Consider the following 22420-nt stretch of genomic DNA (forward strand, 5'->3'; position numbering starts at 1 on the left):
CATGCGCCTGACTGTCTCTAAACTGCCCGGCGCGATCCCCCTCGGGGCCTTTGGCACCGTCGTCCTCGCCATCGCCTCTTTTGGTGGTGGGGCGACCCGAAACCGTGGCGGAGTCCTCGATGCGTTGGGGTTGAACTTTTTTGCTTTCGGGCATGGGCAGGCCATCTCCAATGCGACCCTGTGGGTCGGGTTGCTTAGTCTGCTGGCGGCATGGGTGCTGCTGGGCTATCGCACGGTGATCAACCGTGAAGGACGGCCTTACGGCGCAGACGGGGACGTCGATAAGCGAACCGGAACGGTGCGCAGAGCGTTGTGGATGTGGATCGTGCCGTTACTCCTCGCGGCACCGTTGATGTCTCGTGACGTCTATTCCTACCTCATGCAGGGGGCGATGCTGCGCGACGGCTTCGATCCTTACACCCAAGGTGCGGCGGTCAACCCGGGCCCCTACCTGCTGGAAGTCTCCCATGACTGGCGCAACACCACGACACCCTATGGGCCTTTGCACCTGTGGCTCGGGGAGGGCATCACGCGATTGGTAGGCGACAACGTAACCGCCGGGGTTATCGTCTACAAGGTGGTCTCCGTGGTCGGTTTCGCGGGCATTGCCTGGGCCATTCCCAAGATTGCCCGGCGCCTCGGCGGCGACCCGGCCCTGGCTCTGTGGCTGGGCGTGGCCAATCCGGTGATGATCCTCCACATGATCGGCGGGATGCACAATGAAACTGTCATGGTGGGTCTCGTCAGCATCGGTCTGCTCGCCTGCCTGAACCACCGCTTTGTAATCGGCATCGCGCTCATCGCGGTGGCGGTGTCGCTCAAGGCTACGGCGGCGATCGCCCTGCCTTTCGTTGTGTGGCTCATGCTCAACCATTTCGCCGTCGAGAAAGCCTCGATGGTGCGCCGATTCCTCATCTTCGTCGCCACGGGCGCCGTGGCCGTCATGGAAACCCTCGCGGTAGTCGCGGCGGTGACGTGGGCCTCCGGGTCGTCATGGGGCTGGCTCTCGGAGATTTCCGGCAACTCCAAGGTGATTAACCCGCTGGCCTTCCCTTCGCTGATGGCCAGCCTGCTCACCCCGTACCTGCAGGTGATCGATGAGGACATCGAGTACAACACTTTGCTCGCCGTGCTTCGCCCGGCATCGATGTTGGTCATGCTCGCCGGGCTGGTCATCGTGTGGTGGCTGTTTCGGCAAAATGCCCGCCGCAACATCATGGGCACCGCGGCCGCCTACCAAGTGGCCTTCGTCTTCAACTCGGTGACGCTGCCGTGGTACTACGCCTCCGTCATCTCCCTGTTGGGGACGTTCCGGCCCCCAGGGTGGGTACTGCGGCTGGGTACCGGGGCGTCGATCATCATCACCGTGGCGTTTACGGGCAGCGGCAACCACGTGCTGTTCAACCCCTGGTGGATGGTACCGATGACCGTCCTCGCCTGGCTGCTCACCGACTTCATTTACCGCGACGGGGCGATTGGGCGCCGACTGCGCGCTACAGAGCCATCGCCTGTGCCCGACGCAGCACCTCACGCGCGAGATGGCCGTGAAGAGCCTCAACGGGACGCCCCGGCAGGGTCTCGTCCGGAGTGAATAGGTAGGTCAGGATTTCTTCATCGGTGTAGCCGCCATCCGTCAGGAGGGTGATCACACCGGGAACGAACTTCCCCGTCGTGCCATCGGGGCCAAACAGGGCAGCCGGGACGACGCGCTTGCCGTCCCGAACGTAGGCGACAAGCTTGTTATCGTTGAGCAGATCGTGCACTCGGGTGATCACCACGCCGAGCTTTTCGGATACCTCAGGCAGGCTCAGCAAAGTCTCATCGGCGAGCAGAGTTTCCAGGTCATTATTCGAATTCACGGCCCCCACTCTACTGCTATCCCTGCGCTGCGTTGGCATGAGGAGCGTTCGGTACTCCATACTGTTGACATGGCTCAACTGGCAGTAGGAGACGTTTTCGACGACCGCTACCGTATCGATCATCCGATCGCGCGGGGCGGTATGTCGACGGTGTATCGCTGCGTTGACCTCCGGCTCGGCCGGGCAGTCGCCGCCAAGGTGCTCGATGAAAAGTACCTGTCTGACCCCGTTTTCCGCCAGCGTTTCCGCCGCGAAGCTCGCGCCATGGCGCAGCTGACGCACCCCAATTTGGTCAACGTTTACGACTTTGGCTCAGATGGCGAGCACCTATTTTTGGTCATGGAGCTGATCACCGGCGGCACCCTCCGGGAATTGATCGCCGAGCGCGGCCCGATGCCCCCGCACGCCGCGGCGGCGGTGATGCGTTCGGTCCTCACGGGATTGTCGGTCGCCCATACCGCTGGGTTGGTGCACCGCGACATCAAGCCCGACAACGTCCTCATCAGTGCTGATCACCGGGTTAAGCTCGCAGACTTCGGCCTGGTCCGGGCGGTCAACGCCGCCACTGCTACGAACGCGCAGATCGTGGGCACCGTCGCGTACCTGTCCCCGGAGCAAGTCGACGGCTCCGAGATCACCACTGCCTCCGACGTGTATTCGGCTGGCATTGTTCTCTTCGAGCTGCTCACCGGCACCACTCCCTTCGAGGGGGAATCGCCGCTGGCTCACGCCTACCAGCGTCTCGACGAGGTCGTGCCCGCCCCCAGCTCCCGGATCGCAGGAGTACCACCGCTGATCGACGCCCTCGTCGCCACCGCCACCTCCCCCGACCCTGCGGATCGCTTTGCCGACGCTGGAGAGTTCCTCGCCGCGCTGGATGATGTCGCCTCCGAACTCGCCCTGCCAGCGTTCACTGTCCCCGTGCCTACCAACTCGGCGGCCAACCGCGCGGCGGCCGTGCCTACCGACATCACGGATCTCATGGGGCCCGCGACGGGAATCATTGACAATTCCCGCGTCGAAGAAACAGCAGTTTTGGGAACTGAAACGCGGATGGATACCCCGCGAGTCTTGCCCACCGAGCCTCCCGCCATTCCCATCGCTCCCGTGGCAGGACCTGCGGCCATTCCCGAGGTCGTTGATCATTCTCCTCAGCTTCCAGCCCAAACCGAACCCGATGCCCCTGCTCCGGTGAGCAACCGCTCCCGCGTCGGGCTCATCGTGTGGCTGACGGTCGTGGTCATCATTACCATCGCCGTCGCTTTGGGTGCCTGGTGGTTCGGTTCCGGCCGCTACGGCGAAATCCCCCAGGTGTTGGGCATGGATCGGATGCAGGCGGTCTCCACCGTCGAGCAAGCTGGTTTTGCCGCCGCCACCCGTATCGTCTACAGCGACGACATTCCGGCAGATTCCATCGCGGGCACCGAGCCCTCCGAAGGCGAACGGTTGGTGCGTGGGAACGAAGTCACCGTGCTCGTCTCCCAGGGCCGTCCGACTATTCCGGCTGCGCAGGGCATGGACATCCTCGAATTCCAGCAGGTGGCGTCCGAGCGAACCTTGAAGATCTCGACGGGCGATCCCATCTACTCCAGCGATGTCGACGAGGGTCGCATCGCGAAAACTGACCCTGCTGCAGGGGAGGCCGTCCCCATCGGCTCCACGGTGACCGTGCACATGTCTCGCGGGCCGGAGCCCGTCCAGGTACCCGACGTGGTGGGACTGAGCCTGCCAGAAGCCGAAGCCAAGCTTGCAGCCCTCGACCTCACCGTGTCCAAGGTCGAGCGCGAGTACCGCGCCGGCGCGAAGGTGGATGAAGTTCTCGGGGTCACCCCCGACGTTGGAGTGACCGTTAACCGGGGAGGCGAGGTCACCTTGCACGTTTCAAGTGCGCTTTCCGTCCCCGATGTCTCGGGCATGGATCTCGACGCCGCCACTGCGGCCCTCGAGCAGGCGGGCTTCAGCGTCGATGGCACTCGCCGCACCAACTCCGAGGTCCGTTCCTCGCCCTCCGCCGTGATTGGCACGTCCCCGGCGGCCGGAACGACGGTCAAGCCCGACGATGCGACGATCGACATCATCTTGCCCGGACGCGTCACCGTCCCCGACGTCACGGGACAAACGGTGCGCGACGCCCGGGCGATACTGCTCGCCTCTGGATTGAAGGTCAACGCCACAGAGCGTGACGACGCCCGCGTCGTGTCCCGTCAGCGCCCCGCCGCCGGGGATGACGCCCGCGTCGACTCAACAGTCCGGGTCACCTACTAGTTGCGCAGCATCTCCGCGACGAGGAAGGCCAGCTCCAGTGACTGCTGGGTATTCAGGCGCGGGTCGCAGGCGGACTCGTAGCGGCCGGGCAGATCCAGATCAGTGATGTCCTCAGCACCACCGAGACACTCGGTGACATTTTCACCGGTGAGCTCGATGTGGATGCCGCCTGGGTGGGTCCCCAGCTCTCGGTGAACCTCGAAGAAGCCCTGAACCTCGTCGATGACCTTGTCGAAGTGGCGGGTCTTGTACCCAGTGGAGGCAGTGAAAGTGTTGCCGTGCATCGGATCGGACTGCCAGATGACCTTGTGACCTGCGGCCTCGACAGCTTGAATGACGGCGGGCAGCACGGTGCGGACCTTGTCGTAACCCATGCGGGCGACCATGGTGAGACGACCCGGCTCGCGATTCGGATCAAGCTTTCCGGCGTAGGCCACGGCCTCCTCCGGGGTGATGCTGGGGCCAATCTTGATGCCAACGGGATTGGCAATCAGGGCAGCGAAATTGACGTGGAAGTCATCGATGCCGCGGGTGCGCTCGCCGATCCACAGCTGATGGGCGGACAAGTCGTACAGGCGGGTCTCCCCGTCCTCATCTTCGTGCAGGCGCAGCATCGCGCGCTCGTAGTCCACGAGCAGGGCCTCATGCGAGCAGTAGATATCCGACGTGCGGAGGGAATCATCGTGGACGCCACAGGCATCCATGAAGCTTAAGCCCCGCTCGATCTCATCGGCGAGCGCCTGGTAGCGGGCACCGGCGGAAGAGTTGGCGACGAACTCACGGTTCCACTCGTGGACCCGCTTGAGGTCTGCCGTGCCGGAGGAAACGAGGGCGCGCACCAGGTTCATTGCGGCAGAAGAGTTGGCGTAGGCGCGCACCATGCGGGCTGGATCATGGCGGCGAGCCTCTGGTGTCGGCTCGACCCCGTTGACGATGTCGCCGCGGTAATTCGGCAAACCGTTTTCGTCGAGGTCCTGCGAACGCGGCTTGGCGTACTGTCCGGCAATGCGGGCGAGCTTGACCACCGGGGTTGATGCGCCATATGTCAACACCACGGCCATCTGCAGCAATGTCTTCACATTGGCGCGGATGTGCGGCTCAGTATTCGACTCGAAGGTCTCGGCGCAGTCACCGCCCTGCAGGAGGAAAGCTCTGCCATTGGCGACATCCGCCAGCTGCTTCTTCAGAGTGGAAACCTCGGGCGCGACGATGATTGGCGGCACCGACTCGAGAATTTTGCGAACATTCTCCGCCTGGGCGCGGTCCCAGCCTGGCTGCTGGTGGGCGTCCCGGGACACTACGTCCTGGAATCGCTCCTGCAGGCCAGCCGGCAATGGCGGCAAATCGGGGAGGGCTTCTTTGGGGATGTCAACAGTCCAACTCACCCCCTATTCATAGCATGCGAAAGCCCAGGACCTATAGGCTGGTCGCCGTCCGCAGGACCTGGTTGTGTCGGCTGAGGGGAAGGACCGCGGCGCAGGCGCGGTACTTGGCGAGGTTGTGGCGGGCGTCGACAAGCGCGTCGTGGTTGCCGTTCGGGATCTCCGGCAGGGTGGGTCTTCCGGCGAATTCCCAGTACTGGCGCAGCTCGCGGGTGTAGCGCGGTAGTTCCCTCGGCAGGCCCGTCATATCACCCCAGAGCTGGGCCAATACCACGTGATCATACGCGCCGACCCACGCCCACAACTCAGGACGACCCTTCCCGGAGGTGAGGAATTCGAGGACTTCCCTCCGGATCTGGGCTCGATTGCGCCACACGTCGGAGGAGGGACTGGGAAGCTGGTTGAGGACATTCTCCCGGACCCAGGAGTTCGCTCGCGCCGAATTGAATTCGGTGGAGACTGCATAAAATTCGCGACCGTCCTCAGCGACGATCCCGATGGAGACGAGATCAATGGTGCATCCATCTTCAATGAACTCAGTGTCGTAGAAGTAACGCACCGACGGTCCCTTCTTTAAAGCTGCCCCGCGGGCATCGCGGGATCGGATTCAGAGTAACCCGTCACATGCTGCGCCTGGGCGTGGGGTCCAGTGCAACTAAGGGCTATAGTCTTCGTGTGCGTGACAACAACCAGGGGGGTGACCCCGCCCTCGCTCCCCCGCGGCTAAGGGGGCGTCCTTTCACGATCCTCGCAATCGTTGCGTTGGTCTTCAGCATCGGCGCCACCGGGAGGTGGGTCATTGATTTCGGGCCCCGTTGGTTCTACCACACTGACTACGACGTCTACCGGGCTGGTGGTCAGGCCTTCCTTAACGGGGAGAACCTGTATACGCAGGTGTATTCGGTCGTGGGCATTGATCTTCCCTTCACCTATCCCCCGCTCGCGGCGATCCTCTTTTCTCCCCTAGCCCTCATTCCATACTCGATCGGCTCGGCGGCCATGACGGTGGCGTCGGCCATCGTGTTGTGGTGGTGCATCGTCATTGTGCTGCGCCAATGTCTGCCCACCTTCGCCACCTCAGACGTTCGGCTCCTGGCTCTTTTCATCCTCCCGCTAGCCCTGCTCCTGGAACCGCTGAGCGAGACCCTCTACTTCGGCCAAATCAACGTTTTCCTCATGGCCCTCGTCCTGGCGGATACTCTCACCCGCCGAAAGTGGCTACCTCGCGGTGTTCTCATCGGGCTGGCTGCCGCGATCAAACTTACCCCCGCGGTTTTCGGCCTCGTCTTCTTGGTGCGCCGGCAATGGAAAGACGCTGCCGTCACCACCGCCTCTGGGATCGGATTCACGGCCCTTGCGGCGATCATTAGCCCGCACAACTCCGTGACGTATTGGCTGCACACGCTGTCGGATCCCACCCGGATCGGCAACCTGAAGTTTGCTGCCAACCAGTCAATTCAGGGGATGCTTTCCCGCTTCGCTGAAGCTGGGCAGGAGGCACCTCGTCAGTGGTGGGTGGCGCTTGTTGCGCTCGCTTTGTTCACGATCATCGTGGCCCTCGTGCGGATCGAGCGCAACGCGGCGACACGGGGAGTTGACCCGACGCTCGCCCTCGTCCTGGTGACCTCTTTCGTGTCCCTGCTGTGTTCCCCGGTGTCGTGGTCGCATCACTGGACGTGGTTGGTCCCACTCGCAGTCACGCTTGGAGTCAACGCCTACCGCATGGCCCCCGGCACGCCTCGTTCGATCGCCGGCTTGCTCGCAGTGGTGGTCACCCTCGTTGGACTACTGGGAGCACACTGGCGTATTCAAGTTCCGCGTGACATGGAATACCTCTGGCCCTGGTGGTCGCAGGCAACGGGCAACTCTTACCTGCTGGTGGCCACCCTTGTGCTCATCACTGTGATCCTCATTCCGCACGTCCTGCTGCCTCAGGCTCCCTCATCCGTGCCCGGCACCCAGCCGATGATTCCGAGCGTGCTCCTGCGGGCCTGGATACTTGTGATCATCTTGGGCTATCTCGGAATAGTCGTCCCAATAGTCGTCCCGGCGTTGATCGCTTAGTACTCCCGCACATGGTTGGACTTTCGCTATCACCCCGCGCCCGCCGGGCCGCCACCATGGGTGCAATCCTCGCGCTCATTGTCATTCTGTTCTTCCTGCTGGTACGACCCGGGCCGACATGGATGTACCACGTGGACACCGATGTCTACCGCTCGGGCGCCGCCGCCTTCTTGGCGGGAGACAACCTCTACACCCGCTCCTACGAGGTTGACAGTGGGGCCCTGCCGTTTACTTACCCGCCGCTGGCCGCGATACTGTTCGTGCCCTTGACCTGGCTGTCCCTCGATTTTTCGGCCCTGGCCCTCACCGCTGCGACGGTGGCGGCGCTCTGGTGGTGTCTGACCATCGTGCTGCGCCACTGCTTCCCCGAGTATCCAGGTCGCAATCGCCGTCTCCTAGCGCTGTGGCTCCTGCCTCTCGCCCTGCTCATGGAACCGATCCGCTCCACCATCGACTTCGGGCAAATCAATGTTGTGCTCATGGCCCTAGTCATCAGTGATCTGCTCGGGCGACGAGGCCCGGTTCCCCGCGGAGTCCTCGTCGGCTTAGCCGCAGCCATCAAGCTCACCCCGGCGGTCTTCGGACTCGTATTCTTAGTGCGCCGCCAATGGAAAGAGGCCCTGACCAGTATCGCCGCTGGCCTCGGGTTCAGCCTCTTCGCCGCGGTGATTAGCCCACACAACTCCTGGACCTATTGGACCTCGACGCTGTTTCACACCGACCGCATTGGGGACCTGGGTTACGCCAAGAACCAATCTATCCAAGGGCTCCTCACCCGACTCGGAGTCCCGCACACCGCAGAAGGGTCTCTGCTCTGGGTGGGGCTGGTCGCCGCTACCCTCCTCCTCATCGTTGGCGGCATGATGCGGGTGCACCGCCTACCGGGCGGCGAGTTGGGCGTCGTCCTCTTGGCTTCCCTAGCGGCGCTGTTGTGTTCACCTGTGTCCTGGTCGCACCATTGGACCTGGTTGGTGCCTTTCGCGGTCCTCTTCGCCGCAGTTGGCCTCTACCGCAGCGGCCGCTGGATACTCATGGCGGGATGCATTGCGGCCATCGGGGTCATTGGACCGGGTTGGGCGCCCCTGGGCAATTCCTACGTGGCGATGGGTTGCGTTCTCGCAGTGCTGGCGGTGACGCAACCGCGGGCGTTTGTACCACGCGGACGTCGATAGTCATCTTTCGACGTCGTGGTGCTGCTTGTGCGCCGGGCGGAAGGGAAGGAACAAGATCAGCGCGATGGCGACGACGATGACCGGCGCAATGATGGACACTTTGAGCTCAAGTGCGGCCACCACCAAATAGGCAATGATGAGTGCGGTGACCGCCACGATCTTCCACAGCCAGAGACTCTTCATTTCGATCCCCTCACCGTCAATATCTCAGTTTCCAACAGAGACTCTAACCCTCGCGTTCCCGAATTAGGAATGCCGGGGCTTTTGACCCGCGGAATGGGCCGGCTCCTCAACCAACGGTTCCGCGAGAGATGCCCTTGTCGCCGCGTTGTTAACGCGCCCAGCCAGGGCCGGGGGCTTGATCGTCCAGCCGATGACCGGGATGTTCGAAATCAGCCACATGGTGTAGGAACCGATCGCCGAGATGATGAGGCCAACCACCATCCAGAACGCGGTATGTTCCCACAGCATCGGAGCGTCCCGAGCAATAGCGAGGTCAGTGTTTCGCACGTTGTAGTGGAACAACACCGTCAGCGCCATCGGATGACCCAAATAGATAACGAGGGTGTGGTGTCCCAGGAACTTCAGCACCCGGGCGACGACCTTGATCTTAGCCAGCAGCACCGCCACCACCAGCGCCATGGGGATCATGGCCATCTGCACCAGGGAAATGACGACGACCCGGGCCTCGCTGAGAGTGAGGTACTCCGCACCTGGCAGGAACCACGGCAGATCAACATCGTTGTTGGCGTGATAGATGGAAAACCACAGGGATGCAACGAAGGCCGCCACGTAGAGCGCAGAGCTGCCCACGACGTTGCGTACCGACGCCCCCTCAGCCGCAAACGCGGCAATCCTGTCCCGGAGGTAGGCACCAATGAGAAATGGCGGCAAATACAAAACCAGACGGCCGAACATCAGGTGCTCTGATTGGAAGGGTAGGAACACCAGCGGCACTAGCGCCACTAGAAAAACTAAACCTGGGTTGAGTTTTCGAACTGCCCACAGGATGAGATTAAACACAATGAGCGTCAGCAGGAACCAATACATGGTTCGGCCTTCTGCGAGGTATTCAACATACTTTCCCGCCACCGGCATCGGTGAGCCGTCAAACAAGTGGTACTCGCGGAACTTCAACCACAGCTCAATAGGGCCCCAAAAAACATATGGGACGATGAAAAACCAGAGACGCTTGAGAAAGAGGTCAGCGAAGGATAGCCGCAAAACCTTGGCGGAGAAGAAACCACTGACGAGGAAGAACAACGGCATGCGCAGCGGGTCGAGGAGGCGATTGGCGTGTGCCAGCATCGTGTCCATGCCGCCTGGAACCGCCAAACTTACGTGCAAAACAACCACGCCAAGAATGGAAAGCCCTTTGGCAATGTCCGGCCAGTCGAGGCGTTGCTGGGCGCTCAATGTCATACCCTTCACCCCAAGCTGATAATGCTATTCAATAGACCTGTACTCAACAATTCACTCAAGTACTCTATCCGGGGATTTAGCAGGATACAAGCGGGTCAGTGCAAGTTAGGCTCGGCTCCATAGGGGTACCCATGGCCTGCTGCCAAGGATTCCTTCACCTCCGAGGCATACACATCGACATAGGGTTCACCCGTCATGTCAGACAAAATCGCCATGATGTGATCCGTCAGGGGGCGGCTCGCTTCCCGCGAATCCGGGTCGATGCCCAGGGACGTGACATAGCCGCGGGCGTCGATAGGCTCCCCGACCTTCATCCGCACCTTGGCCGGACGCGGGACCCACGTACCGATGGGATTTGCGTTGCGGGCACCGATCATGGCGACGGGAACGATGTCGACGTGGTTGGCCAGCGCAATCCGGGCCATCCCCGTGCGCCCCTTATAAATCCGGCCATCCGGCGAACGCGTCCCTTCCGGATAGATGGCAAAGATCTCGCCCTTATCCAAAATTCGCGTGGCCGCCTCCAACGTCGCGTCACCAGCATTGGAGGCCTTACGATCAACCGGCACCTGGGCCGTGGCCTTAAAGAACCACCGCTGGATCGCGCCAACGACGCCGGTGTTAGTGAAGTACTCCGACTTGGCCGGGAAAGTTACCTCGCGGGGGCACACCGCCGGGAAGTAGAACGAGTCCATCACGGATTGGTGATTAGAAGCAATGACGACCGGGCCCGTGGCAGGGATGTTCTCGAGGCCGGTGACCTCCACTCGGTTCCAGACCTTCAGCACCGGGCCGATCAACACATTTCGAAACATCCAGTACCACTTGTTGCTCATATCTTCTCCCGGAACAATCGCCTAGTTGTTAGAATTTTTCCTGCTGGCGGGCCAGATCAGCCACGCCAATCATACCTGCATCCGCACCTAGTTCTGCCCGCGAAACGGTTGGCAGCGGTCGGTGACCCGCCCCGACAATTTTGTCCGCCATGTTCGCTGAAGCCGCATCGAGGAAAAGGTCCGCATCGCGCGACACTCCCCCACCCACGATGATCATCTCTGGATCGAGCACGTCCTGCACGATCGCCAGCCCCTCACCGACCCACCGGGCAAAGCTCTCTACCGTGCGCACTCCCAGCGGATCACCCAGGCGAGCGGCCTCCATGACCATGTGGCCACTCACCTTGTCGCGATCCATAAGAATCGCCCGATAGAGGGGGCTTTCCTCAGCCTTAACCGTTGGAGCCAAATCCCAGGCAGTGTCGACCAAGGCCGTCCCCGAGGCGTAGCGTTCCAAGCACCCGCGCTTCCCGCAGGAGCATTCACGCCCGCCGTGAACAACCGTCAGATGGCCGAATTCGGGGGCGGTACCAAAAGCCCCGCGAAATAGAGTGCCGTTAACCATCAATGCCGCGCCGATACCCGTACCGAGAGCAAAGAACACCCAGATGCCAGCGCCTTGCGCCGCACCGAACCGGTATTCGCCCCAGGCGGCAGAGTTGGCGTCGTGCTCAAGCCGCACGGGTAGCCCAAGGCGCTCCGCGAGAATGCGCCGTACGGGAGCATCCCGCCATGGCAGGTGGGGAGCGAATCTCACGACTTCGCACTGCGGATCAAGGAATCCCGCCACGGCCAATCCGACCGCAGCAATGTCATGGTGCCCGCTTAGATCCGACACGATCTCCACGATCGTGTCTTCCAATTCCACGGCGGTCGACGGTGTGGCGGCAACCCGGATGTCAGTAATTCTTCCCTGCTCATCCACCACTCCCGCTCGAATGTTGGTGCCGCCGATGTCGAAGCCGACCGTTACACGGGGCGGAGTGGAAGTCATCAGGGCACCTTCATCAAACTGGAAGCTGGTCTTGAGCGTAATTGTGTAATCAGAAAAGTATATCGAGGCCCGTGGAACCCAGTCACATTGGTTAGACCAGGCTCCGCAGCCTCTGGCCCATAATCTGCCACGTCCAGTGCTTTTCGACGTTCGCGCGGCCCGCCGCCCCCATCGCCCTCCGGCGATCGACGTCCCCCAGGAGGCCACGAAGTGCCTCCGTCAAAGCCGAAAGGTCGCGTCCGTCGACGACGACACCGGTCTCCTCCGTCACGGTCTCCGGTGCCCCACCGGAGGTGCCCGCCACAACCGGCACTCCGCTGGCTTGGGCTTCCAGGTAGACGATACCGAGGCCCTCGACATCGAGGCCTTTCCCACGAGTGCGCGCCGGCATGGCAAAAACATCCGCCGCGGACAGGACCGCTCGCATCTGGTCGAACGGCAACGAGCCAGCGAAGACCACGAGGTCGTCTACCCCGCTAGCCGTGGCCAGGCGCCGCAAGCGGCGTTCGTCGCGACCCCGACCGATGATGAGCAATCGTACCGACGGGAATTCTCGCCTCAGCTGGGGAAGTGCCCGAATCAGCTGATCCTGACCTTTGCGAGGCACTAGGCGCGAAATGCAGGCCACCACCGGTTGATCGGGCCCGAGATTCATCCCAGACCGAGTATCGACGCGTTCTTGAGCTGTCGCCGGGGTAAACAGGTCCACGTCGACGCCCGAAGGCAAGTGAACAAATTCAGGGTGCGGACCGAAAGCCGAACGAAATCGCCGCAATGTGTATTCAGAGATGAAGGTGACCACATCCACCGTGTTGCCGATCCTCCGCAGCACCTGGCGAGCTCCCGGAATCATCGACCATCCGACTTCATGCCCGTGAGTAGACGCAATGATCTTCCGGGCTCCCGCGCGGCGAGCATTGTGGGCCATGAGCGCCAGAGGCGCCGCTGCCCCAAACCACACAGTGTCAATTTTCTCCTGCGCGATGATCTCCGCCATGCGCCGCGACGTCGCCGGAGTAGGCAGCATGACCCTCCGAGGCCACCGGACAACCTTGTACTCCGCCTGCCGGTCGTATTCAGCCGCCAGGGCAGCATCCTGTGTGGAGGCGAACACGATGACCTCTGATGGGTCAAGCGTGGCAACGAAGTCCCGTACATAGGATTGGATGCCCCCGACTGTCGGGGGAAAGTCGTTGGTGACGAGAAGAGTGCGCGCCATAGGGCTAGAAGCGCGCAGCGCCGGCCCACGGCATGGAGTCGACCGAGACCACCTGAACCGGAATGCCGTAGTCCGAGGCATGGACGAGCTGCCCGTTCCCGATATACATCCCCACGTGGGTCACACCCGGGTAGTATCCGACGATGTCTCCCGGCTGGAGCTCCGCCCGAGAAACCGGAGTACCTCCGGCGAGCTGTGCCTGAGAAGTGCGCGGAATGGACTTCCCCTGCTGCTGGTAAGCCCAGTACATCAGGCCAGAGCAGTCAAATTGGTTCGGACCGCTTGCACCCCAGCCATATGGCGAACCCAGCTTGCTCAATGCTGCCGACACCGCGCCACTCCCGGCAAAGGAGGCGATGTCCAACCCGGTGAGAGGGTTATTCTTTGCCATCCACCTAGCTCGGTCTTCGGGACTGAGCCCGTTGACCTTCTCCTCGATATCCTTCACCCGTGCTTTGAGTTCATCCTGCTGCTCCTCGAGCGTGCGCTTTTGTTGCTCCAGCAGTGACTGCTGGAACCCAGCCTCCGCCAAAGCACGGGAGGCGTCGGTATGCGCCTTACCTGCCTCCGCAGTGGCGTCGGAAAGCTTTTCGACGGCCCTCTCCGTGTTCCGCGTCAGCGTCGCTAGATACGCCGAGCGATCGATGGCGTTTTGGGGGCTGCGGGCCGCTATGGCATTGGTGATGGGGTCAATCATGGTACCGCGGTATTTCGCCCCCGCAATGTCATTAACCTGCCCCTGGAATGCCCGCTCAGCCTCCTGGGCAACCTGTGCCCGCTCGCGTGCGCCTTCAGCCTCCACCCGCAGCGAATCGAGGTGTTGCTGGCTTTCCTCGATATCAACCTCGAGTTGCTTGACTTCTTCGCTCTGGCTGGTTGCCTCATGAGAAATCTCGTCCATCGCCGCGATGAGCGTATCGACATCATCAGCGCGCACCATCGCCTCATTCGAGGTCAACAGCACAGCTGCCACAATGCTGGCAGCAATGGTTCGGTATCGACGATTGAGGTGCAGACGAAAAGACAAGGGAACGCTCTCTACAACTGGGTGAAACACAAAGGACGTTCCAACTATAAGCCCCTCCTGAGGAAGAGTTGCTAGCCGCCTAGAAAGTCGTGACTTAAGCGACGAGTGTGACCAAAGTGCCTAACCGGACCAAGGATGGAATCACCAACGCCGCCCAACACAACTGGTGCGGGGCGGCGCGGAAGAGTGCAGCCTAGAAGCGCACTGCCGAGTGGATCGGCATGTAGTTCAGGGGACGCTCAGCGACCGGAGTGCCGGAGCCGAGTGCGTCGATGATCATGCCGTTGCCAGCGTAGATGCCAACGTGCGATGCGCCGCCGTAGTAAGCGATGACGTCGCCGGGCTGCAAGGAATCAAGAGAAACCTGCTGGCCAGCAGATGCCTGCGCCTGAGAGGTGCGCGGGATCGACTTGCCCACCTGCTGGTATGCCCAGGAGGTCAGACCGGAGCAGTCGAAAGCGTTCGGCCCCACAGCACCCCAGCTGTAGGGAGCGCCAATCTTGGAGCGGGCAGCTGCGACGATAGCCTCGCCCGTAGAGTTCGACGAGGATGCAGCAATTGGGTTGGGGACGTTGGAGGTGAAGTTGTTAACCTCGGCCTGCAGGTTCGGGATGAACTGCTGAGCAACGGGGTTGGACTGAATGCCGGGTACCGCGTCGAGGCCCTGAACGTTGAAACGAATGTCCGTGTTCGGGACTGCGACCTCGACTGCGTTAGCAGCGCCGGGGGCCAGAAGGGTTGCACCCATAACGACGGCGGAGGCAGTCGCTGCGCGACGGGTAGCGGTCTTGCTGATACGGCGGTGCTTTGCCATGGATATTTCTCCAAATCTTCCTGTGCGCCTACCGGGTTAGCTGTCGGGTTGGGAGACGGAAGCTTCCCTACCCCACTCCACGGCGATCAAATCGCCGCTCTTGCGGGAATTCACCCCAGATGAATGCTGGTGGTTCCCCGGCCCCTCCCCACTGGCACCCCTAGTGGAATACCCTCGGTTCGGATTAGGCTTGGTATTTTCAGTTCACATCATGTGGCTGCTTCATGGTGAAGCACCTCAATGTCTCAATCAGGTTACGAAACAACAACGAAACTTGTCCAACCCACACGTCAATCAGGCGTTGTTATGAAGCCGTTATCAACCCGTCGCGGCAGAGGCGACCTCCGACTGACAGGCAAGACGATTGGGACATGACCTCCAATAAGGACACGAGATATCTGCGACTACCTGCAACGATGCCATCCCCTTTTGAGTCAGAAAACGTTCCAAGAATGCTCTCCGGAGACTCCCAGCTTCGGCGACAAACGTTTTTTGTGATCCCGCTCACACCCTTAAGGATAATGTCCCATCCGCACCGCGAGTCACAAATGTAACGGTTCGAGATGCCTTCCTCGTGTTGAGCCTTCTGCACTAGACGAACGCGACAGCGCTTCTCCTATATATAAAGAAGGAGCCCGGCACCCCCAGGTATTGGGTGCCGGGCTCCTAATTGGTGAGCGCAGTCTTTCAGAACCTACTAGTCGAGCAGGCCCTTGTCGCGATCAGCCTGACGATTAGCCTCTTGCAGCTTCTCGAACATGGCCTTCTCTTCTGCCTCATTCTCGTGGTGAATGGAGTCGAGGCGATCGGTGACATCCTGCGGATCCGGGCTGAACGCGCCGCCGCGGCTGACGACATCGGCGAAGCCGAGCTCGTTCATCTGCTTCGGGACTCGTGCGCCTGCGTACGCCAACGGCACCGGGTGCCCATGAGAGTCGACCGGGCCTAGCGGCTGGTGGATCTCGACGAAGGCACCATTCGGCATCTGCTTGATGACGCCGGTTTCGATACCGTGCTCCAGGACCTCGCGGTCAGAGCGCTGCAGACCAACACAGATGCGGTGAGTGACGTAGTAGGCCAGCGGCGGCAAGATGATGATGCCGATGCGTCCCACCCAGGTCATAGCATTCAGCGAGATCTGGAAGAAGTGGGCCACGTGGTCGTTACCACCAGAGATGGTAACCAGCATGAAGAACACGATGGACATAACGCCGATGCCGGTACGAACCGGAACATCGCGCGGACGCTGCAGCAAGTTGTGGTGAGCATCGTCGCCAGTGGCCTTCTTCTCAATCCACGGGTAAGCGAACAGAGCCACGACCATCAGACCACAGACCAGGGCAACCCAGAAGGCGGAGGGAATGGTGTAGTTGCCAAGGTAGAGCTCCCACGCCGGCATGACTCGGGCAACACCGTCAGTCCACAGCATGTAGACGTCAGGCTGGGAGCCTGCGGAGACCTGCGAAGGATTGTAGGGGCCGATCGTCCAAATAGCATTGATCGTGGTGAGGCCGGACATCAGCGCGAGCACACCGGCGGTCAAGAGGCCGAAGCCGATTGCCTTGGTGGCGAACAGCGGCATGATGCGAATACCAACCACGTTGTTCTCGGTGCGGCCAGCGCCCGGGAACTGAGTGTGCTTCTGGTACCAAACCAGGGCCAGGTGAGCCGCAATCAAACCGAGGATAATGCCCGGAATGATGAGGACGTGCGCGATGTAGAAACGGTCCAGCATCAGATCGGACGGGAAGTCGCCACCGAAGATGAGCCAGTGCAGCCAGGTACCGATGATCGGCAGACCAACAATGATGGCAGACATGATGCGCAGGCCGACGCCGGAGAGCAGGTCATCCGGGAGGGAGTAGCCCATGAAGCCTTCGGCCATGCCGAGGATGATGAGGGTACAACCGATGATCCAGTTGGCTTCACGCGGGCGACGGAACGCACCGGTGAAGAAGACGCGCAGCATGTGCACGACCATGGCCATCATGAACATCAGTGCGGCCCAGTGGTGCATCTGCCGGACGAAAAGGCCTCCGCGGACTTCGAAGGAAATATCCAGGGCCGTTGCGTAGGCACGTGACATTTCGACGCCGTTGAGCGGAAGGTACGCACCGTCGTAAATCACCTTGGTAATCGACGGGTCGAAGAACAGTGCCAGGTACACACCGGTCAGCAGCAGGATGATGAAGCTGTAGAGCGCCATCTCTCCCAGCATGAAGGACCAGTGGGTCGGGAAGACCTTGTTCAACTGCGGGCGAATGAGGCCCGCGATGGTGTAGCGGGAATCGATATTGTTGCCAGCTTGGGCAAGTTTTTTGCTCATTATGACTTACGCTCCCAGAATGCCGGGCCGACGGGCTCAATGAAGTTACCGTTTGCTACCAGGTAACCGTCTTCATCCACAGTGATCGGCAGCTGCGGAAGTGCACGGGCGGCGGGACCGAAGACGGGCTTTCCGTACTGCAGTGCGTCGAACTGCGACTGGTGGCAAGGGCACAGGATTCGGTTGGTCTGAGCCTCGTAGAGCGAGGTCGGGCAACCAATGTGGGTGCAGATCTTCGAGTAGGCGTAGTAGTCGCCGTAGTGGAAGGATTCCTGACCCTCACGCTCAATTGCGCGCTCCGCGTCAGCAGAACGAAGGCGAATAAGCATGACAGAGTTACGAGGGCCATGGATGGAGTGCATCTGGTTCTCGTACACATCGCGGGTGGGATCGTAGAGGTCGCCATCGTTGCAGTCTTCCTCAGTCAACGGGTAGACGGTCTCCATTCCGCCAGCGGCGAGATCCTCAGGACGGACTCGGACCAAGCGGGAAACACCAGCGGTGGTCCAGTGGGTACCGGCCTGCCCCTTGTGCTCCTCGGCGACAGCACCCGTGTCGCGAGCGAGGTACAGCTTGACGCCCTCGTTCTGCAGGGTCCATCCGGAGGTCCACAGCGTGCCGTCACCCATGATGCCGAGCTCGCCCTTCTTCCACGGGTTCTTGATCATGCCGCCCAGCGGGGCTACAACAACCAGACCGAAAAGAACCGCCGCGCCGCCGAAGAGCCCCTGGAGAGCCTTACGACGACCGAGGGTGGAAGTCTCCCAGGAGTCGTTCAGCAATGCCGTGATCGTGCGACGGTCGACCTCTTCCGAGGGGCCGTCGTGACGACGCTGGACCGAGATCTCCTCGGGCACAATCTTCTTCACGTACAAGACGACAGCCATTCCCAGCGAGATGATGGAAAGACCGGCGGTAAGGCCCAGCAGCGGTGTGTAGAAGGTGTGGAAGAGGTGTCCCTCTTCGCCCAAGTTCTTAAACTCCCACGGCCAGAAGATGTAGACGCCCAGGAAGGCAATCGCCGTCACGATGGCGATGATCAACCAGATTGCGACGCTGCGAGACGCCCGCTTCTCAGCGGGGTCATTGGGAACCGGGAAGCGTGCCTTGCGGTACGCAACGGTGACATCGTCAAGCTCAGTGCCCAGGCGGGCGAGCTCATCGTTGCTCATAGCGTTGAGTTCCTGCTTGGTGTACTTCTTCTTGTCGTTGCTCATGAGCGCGATCCAATCCACATTGCGGCTGCACCAACTAGGGTGATGCCAATGAACCACATAGCCATACCTTCAGAGACGGGGCCGAGGCCACCGAGGCTCCATCCGCCGGGAGACGGAGTCTCCTTGGAAGCCTTGATGAAGGCGATGATGTCCTTCTTCTCGTCGGCAGACAGCTGACGATCAGAGAACTTAGGCATGTTCTGCGGCCCGGTCAGCATGGCCTGGTAGATTTCCTGCTCGTTCGCAGGATCCAGGGTCGGGGCGTACTTTCCGGAGGAGAGTGCGCCACCACGACCGGTGAAGTTGTGGCAGGAGGCGCAGTTCAGACGGAAGAGCTCGCCACCGCGGGCGATGTCTTGGGCGTCGATCTGGCCGTTGTAGTTAGCACCACGGAGATCCTCCATAGCGATGGTGCCGTCCTCGTTGTACACGAGCTCCGGACCGCCACCATTGGCTGCCACGTAAGCGGCCATAGCGAGAGTCTGCTGCTCGGTGTAGCGAGGAGTCTTACGCTCAGCCTGAGCGTCATTCGACATCATCGGCATACGGCCGGAGTGAACCTGGAAGTAAACGGCACCTTCGCCGGTGCCGATGAGCGACGGTCCGCGATCCGGGACGCCTTGGAGGTTGGCACCGTGGCAGGTGATGCAGGCCAGATTGTAGAGGTCCTTGCCCTCTTGGATCAGAGCCTGATCATCACGCTGCGCGGTGGCTACCTGTGCGTCCGGAGTCAGCGCCGTTGCGAGAAGACCCGCGCCGGTGAGGCCGAGGGTCAATGCGAAGGCGCCCGCGATGAGCCGACGCGCCTTGCGCCGACTGCGGACCTTCTTAGCCGGGGTGTTCGACGAAGTGTCGCCCGCGGCGTTGTTCGGAGTATTTTCCATCAGTTTCCCTTTTGAAAATCGTGAACGGAAAGTGAAGGGCTGTAGGCCGAGTAGCTCGGCTGGCTACGGCCTACTGGACTAGGTACAAAGTGATGAAGACGCCGATCCAAATAACGTCGACGAAGTGCCAGTAGTACGACACGACCATGGCCGCGGTGGCCTGTGCCGGCGTGAACTTGGACTTTTGGAGACGGAGGAGGATCACGACAAACGCGATCACACCGGCCGTCACGTGGGCTGCGTGGAAGCCCGTAATGATGTAGAAAACGGAACCAAAGACGCTGGACTGAATAGTCACACCGTGATGGATCATCTCGTAGTACTCGAAGGACAGGAAGCCAAGGAAGGCCACTGCCAATGCCACGGTGATGCCAAACCAGCGTCGAAGACCGTATACGTCACCCCTTTCAGCTGCGAAGACGCCCAACTGTGCGGTGAAGGAGGAGACCACAAGGATCGTCGTAATGATGAATCCATAAGTCACGTTGAGGTGGGAAGTCTGATACTCCCAGTCTCCTGCTAGGCCATTCGCACGCGATGTGAAGTACATCGCGAACAGTCCGGCGAAGAACATCAATTCCTGCGACAGGAACACAATGGTGCCGACACTGACCATGTTGGGTCGGTTCAGTGCCGGAACACGCTGTGGTGCTGCCATACCTGGGTTTGAAACTGCGCTCGTCACGTATGTAAGTATGACGGGTTGAGAGGGGGAAGTCACTTCATATCCCCCCGCCAAGAATGGGCCTTTAGGAACGCGACCTGCGGTTTTGGAGGCACCCCAAGTTCCTGAACTTTTCCCCTTACCCCCGGGAACTTTTCCACCACATTGAACGACGAGGCATTCGTGCAGGTCATCTCCCCCATTAGTGTCCTCGACCCCCCAAGGACACTTGTTTCGCGCAACGATACCCGATGATTCACCCACGGTCTCGAGAACCACACAATCACCCAAAGAGATCTAAATCACATGCAAGCGGCGCGCTTTCCCCTGCTTTCAAACTTTCGGTTGACCCCCTCTGAACTGCACCAACCCCCGCTTCGAGCACCACAAAATGCAGATATCCGTGGCTGACTGAGGTGTGGTGCCGATGACACTTCGCTTCCCGGTAGGCGAAGCAGTAGGCACCCCCTCCCGGACGATGGTCGCCAGCCTGAACCACAGCGAGCAAAACGGCGCCTCCCCCTTCTCAAGGGGAGGCGCCGCCAGGATTGCGTGGAGTTCGTTCAGACCACTAAGGAAACTAGTGCTTTTCCTTAGGCAGCCCGTACTGGAGATTCAACATGGTGCCGGACCATACGAGAAGTACTGCACCGAGGCCAATCATCCAGAAGTGCCAGAAGGCGATGCCGAGTCCGAGGACCGCGATGGAACCGGCCATAGCTGCGGGCCAGATAGAGCTCGGAGAGAAGAAACCGAGAATACCGGCCTTGTCAGCGACCTCAGCCTCTTCCCAATCCTCAGGAACAATATCGGTGCGCCGCTCGGTGAAATTGATGTAGCCAGCGAGCATGATTGCGAGACCGAAGGACAGGACGAGGGCGACGATGCCGACCCACTCCGCGCCGTAGAGGTACGCGTCATCCTGAACGTTGACCGTGGCGAAGATGTAGATCAACGCCATGAGGCCGAGGAACGCGGAGATTCCGTACAGCAGTTTTGAGCTAGGATTCATTGCTTTTCTCCCCGCTTAGGTGTTGGCGTTGTTGTCGACGACGTTGTCGCCGTCCCAGGTCTGACGGGACGAGTTGAACGGGTGGGTAGAGACTGCGTAAGGCGCCTGTCCGATCGACTCGAGTGCCGCGGAATTCGGGGCATCGGGGTTGTCGATGCGGTATTGCATGTAGGCGCGGAAGTCCTCCGGGGAGACAGCACGCAGCTCGAAGTTCATCATCGAGTGGTAGGTGCCACACATCTCGGCACAGCGACCGACGAAGGCACCTTCTTCTTCGATTGCTTCAATCTGGAAAGCTCGCTGCTGCTGGTTGGCTTCCGGGTGGGCGTAAGCGTCGCGCTTGAACAGGAACTCCGGGATCCAGAAAGAGTGAGCAACGTCGCCGGAGGCGAGTTGGAACTCAATTGCAGTGTTGGTCGGGAGGACCAAGACCGGAACCTCTTCGGTGGTGCCAAGAGTCTCGATCTTGTTGAAGTGGAGGTAGGACTGATCACCCTTGGACATGCCATGGATCGGGTTCGGGTTCTTCACCGTCTCCGGGTCATCCACCTTGGACAGGTCAGCCAATGCTTGACGCTCGGCGTCCGCACCGTCGTAGTCAGAACCAGTGGGGCTCAGTTCAGCGGCCACGTTCTGGTAGCCGAACTTCCAGTTCCACTGGAATGCGGTGACGTCGACCGTAACCTGCGGGTCCTTATCCAGGGCAACAACCTTGTGTTGGGTCTGGATGGTGAAGAAGAACAGGACCATGACGATCACGATCGGCATGATGGTCAGCACCAGCTCAAGCGGAATGTTGTACTGAAGCTGCTTCGGGAACTCGCCCTTGCCCTTCTTTTCCGCCTTCTTGGCACCCCAGCTGAAGATGGCCACCAGCATGAGAATCCACATGATGATGCCGATAATCCAGGCGGTAACCCAGACCCACACCCAGAAGTTGTACATGGCGGTAGCTTCCGGGGTGATACCCGTCGGCCAGCCCATGCCTAGAATCTTGCCGACGCCCTCTGGGGGTGCGACGTCGCAACCAGCAAGCATCATGCCGCCGAGAGCCATCACACCGCCGAGACCCGCCTTGCGAGCGAGACCGCGTTTTTTACGCTGTTCCACGTGTGTCTGCCTTCCTGTCCACACTAAATCCCTTGAACACTGGTGAAGCATTCCTATCTCAGGAGGATAGTTCATCCACGGACCTCATCCGAGTGGTTTCACTTCCCCCGCGCAGGGTAATTGCCCACCAACGCCACATAATTCCCCCAGGAT

At 60.8% G+C, this 22420-nt stretch carries 20 protein-coding genes and 1 riboswitch; of the genes, 4 read left to right on the forward strand and 16 right to left on the reverse strand.

The genetic code is table 11. From position 1 onward, the window contains the following. Position 1 precedes the first annotated feature (1 nt). On the forward strand, positions 2–1591 hold the full coding sequence (locus CATRI_RS08775; RefSeq protein WP_290216699.1) for an alpha-(1->6)-mannopyranosyltransferase A: 1590 nt from the start codon (positions 2–4) through the stop codon (positions 1589–1591). On the opposite strand, the gene CATRI_RS08780 is transcribed toward CATRI_RS08775, so the two are convergent. Next, the gene (locus CATRI_RS08780; RefSeq protein ID WP_290221078.1) at positions 1494–1898 is read right to left on the reverse strand and encodes an Rv2175c family DNA-binding protein; all 405 of its coding nucleotides are present in this window, start codon (positions 1896–1898) and stop codon (positions 1494–1496) included. The two genes, CATRI_RS08775 and CATRI_RS08780, sit on opposite strands and share 98 nt — an antisense overlap. A gap of 30 nt (positions 1899–1928) precedes the next feature. On the opposite strand from CATRI_RS08780, the gene pknB reads away from it, so the two are divergent. Then, positions 1929–4124, forward strand: a complete 2196-nt coding sequence (pknB, locus tag CATRI_RS08785) for a Stk1 family PASTA domain-containing Ser/Thr kinase (protein ID WP_290216701.1) — start codon at positions 1929–1931, stop codon at positions 4122–4124. On the opposite strand, the gene CATRI_RS08790 is transcribed toward pknB, so the two are convergent. Beyond that, positions 4121–5509: a class II 3-deoxy-7-phosphoheptulonate synthase gene (locus CATRI_RS08790; RefSeq protein WP_290216703.1), complete on the reverse strand. Its 1389-nt coding sequence runs from the start codon at positions 5507–5509 to the stop codon at positions 4121–4123. The two genes, pknB and CATRI_RS08790, sit on opposite strands and share 4 nt — an antisense overlap. Before the next feature lie 31 nt (positions 5510–5540). Further along, positions 5541–6065 carry a polyadenylate-specific 3'-exoribonuclease AS gene (locus tag CATRI_RS08795; protein ID WP_290216706.1) on the reverse strand — a complete coding sequence of 175 codons (525 nt, stop codon included), beginning with the start codon at positions 6063–6065 and terminating at the stop codon, positions 5541–5543. Positions 6066–6181: 116 nt separating this feature from the next. Here CATRI_RS08795 and CATRI_RS08800 point away from each other — a divergent pair, with 116 nt between their 5' ends. Together CATRI_RS08800 and CATRI_RS08805 are read left to right on the forward strand one after the other, a co-directional pair. Further along, complete coding sequence (locus CATRI_RS08800) at positions 6182–7570, forward strand: glycosyltransferase 87 family protein (RefSeq protein ID WP_290216707.1); 1389 nt, start codon at positions 6182–6184, stop codon at positions 7568–7570. 11 nt (positions 7571–7581) lie between these two features. After that, complete coding sequence (locus CATRI_RS08805) at positions 7582–8742, forward strand: glycosyltransferase 87 family protein (RefSeq protein WP_290216709.1); 1161 nt, start codon at positions 7582–7584, stop codon at positions 8740–8742. On the opposite strand, the gene CATRI_RS08810 is transcribed toward CATRI_RS08805, so the two are convergent. The 13 genes from CATRI_RS08810 to ctaC form a co-directional block, all read right to left on the reverse strand. Beyond that, positions 8743–8925, reverse strand: coding sequence for a hypothetical protein (locus CATRI_RS08810; protein ID WP_290216711.1), 183 nt, complete (start codon positions 8923–8925; stop codon positions 8743–8745). Between the two features lie 63 nt (positions 8926–8988). After that, complete coding sequence (locus CATRI_RS08815; RefSeq protein WP_290216713.1) at positions 8989–10164, reverse strand: acyltransferase family protein; 1176 nt, start codon at positions 10162–10164, stop codon at positions 8989–8991. A 95-nt stretch (positions 10165–10259) separates the two neighbouring features. Further along, on the reverse strand, positions 10260–11000 hold the full coding sequence (locus CATRI_RS08820; protein WP_290216715.1) for a lysophospholipid acyltransferase family protein: 741 nt from the start codon (positions 10998–11000) through the stop codon (positions 10260–10262). Positions 11001–11028: 28 nt separating this feature from the next. Further along, positions 11029–11994 (reverse strand): ROK family glucokinase, encoded by a 966-nt coding sequence (locus CATRI_RS08825; RefSeq protein ID WP_290216717.1) that lies wholly within the window; start codon positions 11992–11994, stop codon positions 11029–11031. 91 nt (positions 11995–12085) lie between these two features. After that, positions 12086–13213 (reverse strand): glycosyltransferase family 4 protein, encoded by a 1128-nt coding sequence (locus CATRI_RS08830; protein WP_290216719.1) that lies wholly within the window; start codon positions 13211–13213, stop codon positions 12086–12088. Positions 13214–13217: 4 nt separating this feature from the next. After that, the gene (locus CATRI_RS08835) at positions 13218–14240 is read right to left on the reverse strand and encodes a C40 family peptidase (protein WP_290216721.1); all 1023 of its coding nucleotides are present in this window, start codon (positions 14238–14240) and stop codon (positions 13218–13220) included. 193 nt (positions 14241–14433) lie between these two features. Beyond that, entirely contained in the window at positions 14434–15054 is a 621-nt protein-coding gene (locus CATRI_RS08840; RefSeq protein WP_290216722.1) for an NlpC/P60 family protein, read from the reverse strand. 11 nt (positions 15055–15065) lie between these two features. Beyond that, positions 15066–15255, reverse strand: a riboswitch (cyclic di-AMP (ydaO/yuaA leader). Between the two features lie 496 nt (positions 15256–15751). Beyond that, on the reverse strand, positions 15752–17380 hold the full coding sequence (gene qcrB, locus CATRI_RS08845) for a cytochrome bc1 complex cytochrome b subunit (RefSeq protein WP_290216724.1): 1629 nt from the start codon (positions 17378–17380) through the stop codon (positions 15752–15754). Beyond that, positions 17380–18597: a cytochrome bc1 complex Rieske iron-sulfur subunit gene (gene qcrA, locus CATRI_RS08850; protein WP_290216726.1), complete on the reverse strand. Its 1218-nt coding sequence runs from the start codon at positions 18595–18597 to the stop codon at positions 17380–17382. Before qcrA ends, qcrB begins: the two co-directional genes overlap by 1 nt. Continuing rightward, positions 18594–19481, reverse strand: a complete 888-nt coding sequence (gene qcrC / locus CATRI_RS08855; protein ID WP_290216728.1) for a cytochrome bc1 complex diheme cytochrome c subunit — start codon at positions 19479–19481, stop codon at positions 18594–18596. The genes qcrA and qcrC overlap by 4 nt, the downstream gene beginning before the upstream one ends. Positions 19482–19551: 70 nt before the next feature. Continuing rightward, on the reverse strand, positions 19552–20166 hold the full coding sequence (ctaE, locus tag CATRI_RS08860) for an aa3-type cytochrome oxidase subunit III (protein ID WP_290216730.1): 615 nt from the start codon (positions 20164–20166) through the stop codon (positions 19552–19554). A gap of 559 nt (positions 20167–20725) precedes the next feature. Continuing rightward, positions 20726–21157, reverse strand: coding sequence for an aa3-type cytochrome oxidase subunit IV (gene ctaF / locus CATRI_RS08865; RefSeq protein WP_290216732.1), 432 nt, complete (start codon positions 21155–21157; stop codon positions 20726–20728). Positions 21158–21172: 15 nt separating this feature from the next. Next, positions 21173–22267, reverse strand: coding sequence for an aa3-type cytochrome oxidase subunit II (gene ctaC, locus CATRI_RS08870; protein WP_290216733.1), 1095 nt, complete (start codon positions 22265–22267; stop codon positions 21173–21175). Positions 22268–22420: the final 153 nt, after the last annotated feature.

It is taken from the genome of Corynebacterium atrinae, assembly GCF_030408455.1.
Taxonomy (GTDB): Bacteria; Actinomycetota; Actinomycetes; order Mycobacteriales; family Mycobacteriaceae; genus Corynebacterium; species Corynebacterium atrinae.

Bases quoted from the DNA above. Each gene is read 5' to 3' on its own strand.
- CATRI_RS08830 (WP_290216719.1), bottom strand. From the start codon at position 13,213: ATGGCGCGCACTCTTCTCGTCACCAACGACTTTCCCCCGACAGTCGGG.
- CATRI_RS08810 (WP_290216711.1), bottom strand. From the start codon at position 8,925: ATGAAGAGTCTCTGGCTGTGGAAGATCGTGGCGGTCACCGCACTCATC.
- CATRI_RS08775 (WP_290216699.1), top strand. From the start codon at position 2: ATGCGCCTGACTGTCTCTAAACTGCCCGGCGCGATCCCCCTCGGGGCC.
- CATRI_RS08815 (WP_290216713.1), bottom strand. From the start codon at position 10,164: ATGACATTGAGCGCCCAGCAACGCCTCGACTGGCCGGACATTGCCAAA.
- CATRI_RS08840 (WP_290216722.1), bottom strand. From the start codon at position 15,054: ATGGCAAAGCACCGCCGTATCAGCAAGACCGCTACCCGTCGCGCAGCG.
- pknB (WP_290216701.1), top strand. From the start codon at position 1,929: ATGGCTCAACTGGCAGTAGGAGACGTTTTCGACGACCGCTACCGTATC.
- CATRI_RS08825 (WP_290216717.1), bottom strand. From the start codon at position 11,994: ATGACTTCCACTCCGCCCCGTGTAACGGTCGGCTTCGACATCGGCGGC.
- CATRI_RS08780 (WP_290221078.1), bottom strand. From the start codon at position 1,898: ATGCCAACGCAGCGCAGGGATAGCAGTAGAGTGGGGGCCGTGAATTCG.
- qcrB (WP_290216724.1), bottom strand. From the start codon at position 17,380: ATGAGCAAAAAACTTGCCCAAGCTGGCAACAATATCGATTCCCGCTAC.
- qcrA (WP_290216726.1), bottom strand. From the start codon at position 18,597: ATGAGCAACGACAAGAAGAAGTACACCAAGCAGGAACTCAACGCTATG.
- CATRI_RS08820 (WP_290216715.1), bottom strand. From the start codon at position 11,000: ATGAGCAACAAGTGGTACTGGATGTTTCGAAATGTGTTGATCGGCCCG.
- ctaF (WP_290216732.1), bottom strand. From the start codon at position 21,157: ATGAATCCTAGCTCAAAACTGCTGTACGGAATCTCCGCGTTCCTCGGC.
- CATRI_RS08805 (WP_290216709.1), top strand. From the start codon at position 7,582: ATGGTTGGACTTTCGCTATCACCCCGCGCCCGCCGGGCCGCCACCATG.
- qcrC (WP_290216728.1), bottom strand. From the start codon at position 19,481: ATGGAAAATACTCCGAACAACGCCGCGGGCGACACTTCGTCGAACACC.